Genomic DNA, 6,972 nt, shown 5'->3' on the forward strand with positions numbered 1-6,972 from the left:
CAAGCGTGGATCCGGAAGAGTGGCACACCCCACGCACGGGGGATTCCAAGTCCCCCAGTAGCGGTGGGGCAGTGCCTCGCTTCACTGCCCATTAGGCCGCGTTGGCGTGGAAGTGCCCGGAGGGCAGGTGGGCCAGGGCGCCGGCTTTGCTATCCGCGATGACCTGCTCGACCACGGCGTGGTGGCGGTGTTCCCGCTCGGCCTGCAGCGTTGCGGCGGGCTGGTCGGTGAAGAAGGGGTGGTAGCGCCAGACGGGAAACAGTTCGCCCTGTTCACCCGCAACGGCGGGTTTGGCCAGGTCACGGACCCGGCGCACGATCAGCCGGGCGGTGACCTGCTCGCTCTTTTTGCGGCTCGCGAACGCGGTGTATTGGGGTATCTCGGCGACTTCGGCGTCCGAGATGAGCTCACCGGTCTCGGGGTCTGGCACCGCGGTCGGGTAACTGATGTGCTGCCAGGCATCGTCGGGGATGCTGTGGACGGCTCGTTTGATGGAGGGGTTCATCCCGGTGGTGATCGAAAAGTGTGCGCCGGCCCGGCGGCATGCGGCGATCACCCCGGCGTTGTAGAACTGCGAGTCGGCCCGCAGGATACGGGTCCCCGTGCAGCTGGCCTCGCGGGCGGTGGCCAGGGCCTCGCTCACGAATTTCGGGGCGCCTCGGGAGTCTGCTGCCTTGCCGCGTCGCATCCGGACGCCGGTGATCACCGGCCTCGATTGTGGGGTGCAGACCGTGGCGAGCAGCGGGTGCAGGGTGCGGATGCCTTTGAACCGGCCGTACTCGGCGCCCTGTTTCGCCCGGCCGTAGACCCGCTTGTGGGTGGAGTCGACATCGATGAACGCCAGCTCGTCCGAGCCCGGCAGCAAGGGGGTGTGCGTGGCCAGTGCGGCCAGGAACCGGCGGTGGACAGCGTGGAGTTGAAGGGCATGACCGTGGGTGAACGCGCGGAGGAAGGTGCCCAGCGTGGAGGGGGCACGGGCACCTGCGAACACGGCCGGCATCGCCCCGTGCCGCAGGACGTGAAGGTCGTCGATGCTGTCCGCACCCGCGGCCATGCCGCCCACAATGCTGGTGACCTTGGCGTCCACCGCAGCCCCCGCCCCGTTCTTCGCGCCGGTCAGCTTCACCTTCTCGGCCACCAGCCGCGACAGCCCGCACCGCTCGGCCAGCCGCAGCGCCGGCAGCAGCCCGGCATACGCGATCAGGTTCGGGTCATCGAACGCAGCGGAGACCGCTGCCGGAGTATGGGAAACTTGCATCTACGAGGTGCCTTGCTGATTGTGTGTGCTGGAAGCGTCAGAACTCCCATCATCGCAGGTCAGCAGGCACCTCTTCTTGATTGCTCATCCACAGCACACGAGTCACTCGGTGGATCGAGGCTTAGGCAGTCGTGCTCAACGAGGTAGAGACCGGCAGTGCCGGCATGGCCGCGCCTGCTTTCCCTGGCCTGGACGGGGAGCATCTGCGTGCCGGAGGCGCGACCTGGATGACCAATGGGGACCGGTTTCCCAACTTCGGGCGTAGTGAGGCCCCGCCGCGGAGGGGGTCGCGACGGGGCCCGAACAGCGAGGACTAGAAGTTGCCGTTGGCGATCAGCTCGCCGTCTTCGCCGTACACGGACACGAGGCCGTTCTCAGACTGCTTCCAGTCGGCGAACGCCGAGGCGATGAGCTTCGCCTTCCCCTGGTCCTCGCTCATGAAGCCGCCCTTGAAGTCGGTGTACACCGACGCCGAGTCGAGAAAGTCGTTTTGCTTGTCGGCGCCCTGCACCTTTGTGACGTGCTTTACGGCAGCCTTCTCCGGTGCGGTGCCGTTCTTCGCGACGAACGCCTTGAACTGCTCGGCCTGGCTGAGCTTCTTCTCCGGGGCCTTGGTCGGCTGCTCCTTCTGGGCGGGCTTGTCGTCCGCCTTGGCGGTCTCCATGGGCGCGACAGCCACGGTGTCGGAGGGCTTGTTGCCCGTGCCTTCGCCGGCGGATCCGATGGCAATGATGAGGCCGAGGAAGCACGGGATGCCGAGGACGCAGCTGAGGATGATGGCGACCTTGGCGCCCGTGGACATGCCGGGCTTCGGGGGCTGCGGCTGGAACGGTGCGCCCTGGTACGGCGGCTGGGGCTGGTAGGGCTGCTGCGGCCCGGGGTACTGCTGAGTCACGTCGGGTGTCCCCTCTGGTGGTTCTGTGATGGAGATGTGGGGGGAAGGTGAATCTATCGTTCGACCGAACGGGCGGGTAGAGGGGTCAGCACTTCTCGTCGAAGGTGGTACTGCGCCATCTGTATTTCGTCACGGGAGCTCTCCCTCACGCCCGCCGTCAGCCCGCGGTTCGCGAGGGAACCGGCGGAAGGAGACGTCGGACACACCGACATCGTTTCGTCCGTCGCCGCCTCAGCCCTCCACGAGGGTGGCCTGGCCGTCAGCGGCAGCCACGACTGCACCCTGCGCGTCTGGGACCTCACCACGGGTGCGCCGGTGGGCGAGGCACTCGTCGGCCACACCGACTGGATCATGGACGTGGTGATCGGCAGGCTGGACGGCGTCCCCATCGCCGTCAGCGCCGGCGACCGCACCATTCGGATCTGGAACCTCACTGAGGGGGCGGCGAGGGAGGAACCGCTTTCAGGGCACACCAGCTACGTCTCCGCGCGGGGGTTGGCCGAGTCGGGTACCGGCACGCCCCTGCTGCTCAGCGGCAGCTACGACAACACCATCCGCCGTGGGACCTCGCCACGGCACCGCCGTGGGTGAGCCCCTCACCGGTCACACCGACTGGATCACGGCACTGGCGGCAGGCCGGCCGGGCGGGGTACCCATCGCGGTCAGCGGCAGCGCCGATGGCACCGCCCGGGTTTGGGACCCAGCCACGGGCCGAGCATGTGCGAGCCGCTCACCGGGCACAACGGCTACGTGACCGCCGTCGCGATGGCGGAGTCGGGCCAGGGACCCACCGTCGTCACTGGTGGCGAGGACGGCATCGTCCTGGCGTGGGACCTGCGGCACCTCACCGATGGACCGACCGGCGGCCTGCTGCGGCAGCACAACCGTCGGCTGGCCGACCCGATATCCTGCTGTCGCGCGACGCCCCGGTCACGGCGCTGGCCTTCTCCCAGGAAGGAGACGTCCTCGCCACGGGCACCGGTTCAGAGGTCGTGATCACCCGGATCAGCGACGCCCACCAGCGTGAAATCGAATTCGAGGCACGCGTCCTCGGCCTTGCCTTCGCTCCTCACCGCCTCCTTGTCATAGCCACAGAACAGGGCCTCGTGGCCGTCAGGCTCGATGTTGTCGGCGTCGGCTGAATCGTGACTCAGTCAAGATTTTCGTGAAACCGGTCGTGCTTCCGTGCGCCGGTGACGCTCCGTCAGGGGTGCCGCAATGACGAGAACCCGGGGTCGGTTCCGGCGCCGTGCCCGGATGGCGGGGCGCCGTCGGTACGACGGCACAGCGGATACCAGCGCTGTCTCGCGGATGGCGCAGTCGGCGGGAGGCAGGTGTCATCGAGCTGACCATTCGCCGGCTGTGCTGGGATGCGCGGGGTTGCGTCTGTGTGGCGGCGGCACCCTACTGTGGTCGAATCCGTCATTCTCCTCCACGCCGGACCGCCGCCGCACATCCACCGCCGGGAGACAGTCCTTACTACGTTCTGGACGGCGACATCGAAGTACTGGACCGCGACCGCATCTTCACCACCGGCCCGGTCCCTTCGTCCACATGCTGCTCGGCACCCTGCACGCGTTCGGCGGCGGCCTTCTCCAAGGCTTTGGAGGGACCGGCGTCCGCGGCCCGCTTCAAGGCGACGAGGTCGAGGTAGGCGGCGAGTGCGTGGGCGAATTCCTCGGGTGGCGACCAGCTCGGCCAGCGCCGCGGCCAGGCGGTCGAGGTCCGGGCCCGCCAGGCCGCCCGGCTCCTCCATGTACACGTCGCAGCGGATCTCGACCATCAGTGCGCGACGCTCGGGTCCCGGCCGTGGAACTTCAGCGGCACGTACGTACCCGCGAAGGGGCTGTCCAGGCCCGTGCCCCCGAAGCCGGAGAAGGCCTTTGGCGTACGTCGCCGAGGGCCTCGGCCCGAGCGAGCGCCACGGCGGAGGACAGGGCCGGGCTCATGGTCCCGCCGGCAGATGGTGCGGCGGCGCAGCGGACGTACGCGTGGCCGCGTCCGCTTTCTGGCGGGCGCGGCCACGCGGTCTGGCCTGGCGGATCGTCAGAGCCTCAGCGGACCGTCAGACTGTCGGTCTTCTGGCCGACGGTGAAGGTGTACGCGCCGCGCTCGACGCGCTGCGTGCCGGCGCCGTCGATGTCGCCGGGCGTGACCGCGAGGACGTTCGGCCGCACGGTGAGGCGAATGGTCTGCTGTTCGCCGGCCTTGAGGTGGACCTTGGTGAAGGCCACCAGCTTGCGGGACGGGGCCAGCACATCGCTGGTGGGACGCGAGACGTAGACCGGGACGACGAGGTCGCCGTCGCGGCTGCCGGTGTTGGATACCTTCACCTGCAGGTTCACCTTGTCGCCCGCGCTGACCGATGGCTTGTCGAGGGTGATCCCGTCGAAGGAGTAGCTGGTGTAGGAGAGACCGGCCCCGAAGGGGTACAGGGCGTGGTACTGGGACTCCGGGCCGCCGTTGGTGCCCGGCAGCTGCTGGTAGTACAGCGGGTCGTTGCCGAGAGCCTTGGGCCAGGAGACCGGCAGGCGTCCGCCGGGGTTGGCCTTGCCGAAGAGGACGTCGGCCACGGCGTGGCCGCCTTCGGAGCCCGGGAGCCAGGACATCAGCAGGGCCTGGGTGTCGGCGGCGTCGCCGAGCACGAGGGGACGGCCGGCGAGGACGACGGTGACGACGGGCTTGCCGGTCTGCTTGAGCGACTTGACCAGGGCCTGCTGGTCGGCGGTGAGTTCGGGCCGCGGGTTGTCCGCGGGGCCCTCGGCGCCGGCCTTCTCGCCGACCACGACGACGGTCGCATCGGCGTCCGCGGCCTGGGCCACCGCCTCGTCGGTGGTCTTCGCGTGCACCACCTGCGTGCCGGCCCCGGCGGCTTCCTGGATGCCCTTCAGGACGGTCGTGCCGGGGATCTTCACTCCGGCGGGGACGCCCTGCCAGCCGATGGTCCAGCCACCCACCTGGTTGTTGATGTCATCGGCGTACGATCCGGCGACGACGATCTTCTTGGCGGACGCGGAGAGGGGCAGTGTGCCGCCCTCGTTGCGCAGCAGCACCTGCGACTCGGTGGCGGCCTTGCGGGCCAGGTCCTTGTCGGCGCCGAGTACCGCGGCGTCGGCCTTCGCCGGGTCGACGTACGGGTTCTCGAACAGGCCGAGTTCGAACTTCAGCGCAAGGATGCGCTTGACCGACTGGTTGATCCGCCGCTCCGAGACCAGTCCGCGGTCGACGGCGGCTTTCAGGCCTTCGCTCCAGTCCTTGGCGAAGTACGGCTCCATGGCCATGTCGACGCCGGCGTTCACGGCGAGGGCGATCGCCTCGGGATAGTCGGAAGCGATCTTGTACCTGGTCTGGAGGGCGCGAACGTCTTCCCAGTCGCTGACCGCGACGCCCTTGAAGCCCCACTGATCGCGCAGCACCTTGGTGAGCAGGTACGTGGAGGCGGTGGCCGGTACGCCGTTGACGGCACCGGAGTTGACCATCACGGTCTTCGCGCCGGCCTGGATGGCCTGCTTGTAGGGCGGTAGCAGGGTGTCCTGCAGATAGCGCATGGAGACGTCGGCGGGGGCGCGGTCGTGTCCGTTGAACGGCTCGGAGTAGCCGGCGAAGTGCTTGACGCTGGCGGCGACCTCCTTGGCCCCGTTCGCGTGCTCGGTGCCCTTGACGGTGGAGGCGGCGAGCGTGCCGGCGAGCAGCGGATCCTCGCTGTAGGTCTCGTAGTAGCGGCCCCAGCGCTGGTCGCGGGAGAGGTCGGCGACGGGAGCAAAGTTCCAGTCGATGCCGGTGGCGGCGACCGCGCGGGCGGTCGACGCGGCGGAGTCCTCGACGGTGCCCGGGTCCCAGGTGGCCCCCACACCGATCTGGTGCGGGAAGACCGTCGCGCCGAGCACGTTGTTGTGCCCGTGCACCGCGTCCACGCCGTACAGCACCGGTATGTGCAGTCGCGAGTGCTCCACGGCGTACTTCTGCACAGCGTTGACCAACTCCGCCCAGGCCTTGGGCGTGTTGGATGCGGGGGGCATGCCGCCGCCGGAGAGGATCGACCCGGCCGCGTAGTCGCCGAGCACGGTCTTCATACAGGTCTCGTTGAGCGCGCCGCCACTCCACTCGCAGTCGCCCTGGATGCGCGTGACGGCGACCTGGCCCATCTGCCCGATCTTCTCGTGAAGCGTCATCCGCTTCAGCAGGTCCTCGGCGCGCTGTTCGGCGGGGGCGCCGGCCCGCTTGTAGAGGGGGACGTCCGCGTTGGCGGGCACGGCCGCGACGGCCGCGACGCAGGCCGTCACGACGGCAAGGGTAGAGAGCGCTCTCAGACTACGGCGCGGTTGACTCAATGGCATGGCAGGTATCCCGTTCCTGTCCGGGCCCCGGAACCGGGGCCGTCCATCGAATGCGGCAGGCCTTTCGCTGTTGCTGGCGGAAGCCTTTCCTTGCCCTGGCATGGCGTCAAGACTTTGACACAGCAACATCTAGGAACTCCCAAGCAACAGTGGGTTGTTCACTGTCATCGAGTCGCGACCGCTTGACGATTGAACCGGTATCGGCGAGGCTGCGCGCGCACACAACCCGCAGGTCACACATGAGTGGGGCATTCAAGCCCATGAGCGGCCCGCACACTGGTCCGCCGCCGCGTCGATGTGATCGGCCCGTTCCGTGACATCAGCCAAGGTTCCGGCGGCGACCACCATCCTTTCCTTCGGAACCTGTTGAGAGCGTACGCAGAGTGGGACGACGCACAGCGCGACCGCGTCCTGGCGATTGCTCTGGACGGGGTGCGCGCGGGGCGCTGACGTGCGCATGCGGCTTGTCGGGCAGGTCGCTG

At 68.6% G+C, this 6,972-nt stretch carries 6 protein-coding genes and 2 pseudogenes; 4 read left to right on the forward strand and 4 right to left on the reverse strand.

Going from position 1 to position 6,972, the window contains the following annotated elements:
• Positions 1–91 precede the first annotated feature (91 nt).
• Both ACFV9O_RS39085 and ACFV9O_RS39090 read right to left on the reverse strand, forming a co-directional pair.
• Positions 92–1,258: an IS1380 family transposase gene (locus ACFV9O_RS39085; protein ID WP_385427503.1), complete on the reverse strand. Its 1,167-nt coding sequence runs from the start codon at positions 1,256–1,258 to the stop codon at positions 92–94.
• A gap of 313 nt (positions 1,259–1,571) precedes the next feature.
• Complete coding sequence (locus tag ACFV9O_RS39090) at positions 1,572–2,153, reverse strand: hypothetical protein (protein WP_385427506.1); 582 nt, start codon at positions 2,151–2,153, stop codon at positions 1,572–1,574.
• Between the two features lie 210 nt (positions 2,154–2,363).
• Between ACFV9O_RS39090 and ACFV9O_RS39095 the strand changes: the two are divergent.
• From ACFV9O_RS39095 to ACFV9O_RS39110, 4 genes and pseudogenes are all read left to right on the forward strand, one after another.
• Positions 2,364–2,438: pseudogene (locus ACFV9O_RS39095) on the forward strand (hypothetical protein); the annotation flags it as partial.
• 30 nt (positions 2,439–2,468) lie between these two features.
• Positions 2,469–2,744 (forward strand): hypothetical protein, encoded by a 276-nt coding sequence (locus tag ACFV9O_RS39100; protein WP_385427508.1) that lies wholly within the window; start codon positions 2,469–2,471, stop codon positions 2,742–2,744.
• A complete protein-coding gene (locus ACFV9O_RS39105; protein ID WP_385427511.1) occupies positions 2,737–2,907 on the forward strand; it encodes a hypothetical protein in 171 nt (56 codons plus the stop codon). Before ACFV9O_RS39100 ends, ACFV9O_RS39105 begins: the two co-directional genes overlap by 8 nt.
• 73 nt (positions 2,908–2,980) lie before the next feature.
• Positions 2,981–3,295 carry a hypothetical protein gene (locus tag ACFV9O_RS39110; RefSeq protein WP_385427513.1) on the forward strand — a complete coding sequence of 105 codons (315 nt, stop codon included), beginning with the start codon at positions 2,981–2,983 and terminating at the stop codon, positions 3,293–3,295.
• A 545-nt stretch (positions 3,296–3,840) separates the two neighbouring features.
• Here the strand turns inward: ACFV9O_RS39110 and ACFV9O_RS39115 are convergent.
• Together ACFV9O_RS39115 and ACFV9O_RS39120 are read right to left on the reverse strand one after the other, a co-directional pair.
• A pseudogene (locus tag ACFV9O_RS39115) lies at positions 3,841–4,034 on the reverse strand (N-formylglutamate amidohydrolase); the annotation flags it as partial.
• Positions 4,035–4,207: 173 nt separating this feature from the next.
• Entirely contained in the window at positions 4,208–6,436 is a 2,229-nt protein-coding gene (locus ACFV9O_RS39120; protein ID WP_385427516.1) for a glycoside hydrolase family 3 N-terminal domain-containing protein, read from the reverse strand.
• Positions 6,437–6,972: the final 536 nt, after the last annotated feature.

The sequence above is a fragment of the Streptomyces sp. NPDC059909 genome, from assembly GCF_042730885.1.
GTDB lineage: Bacteria > Actinomycetota > Actinomycetes > Streptomycetales > Streptomycetaceae > Streptomyces.

Bases quoted from the DNA above. Each gene is read 5' to 3' on its own strand.
- ACFV9O_RS39085 (WP_385427503.1), bottom strand. From the start codon at position 1,258: ATGCAAGTTTCCCATACTCCGGCAGCGGTCTCCGCTGCGTTCGATGAC.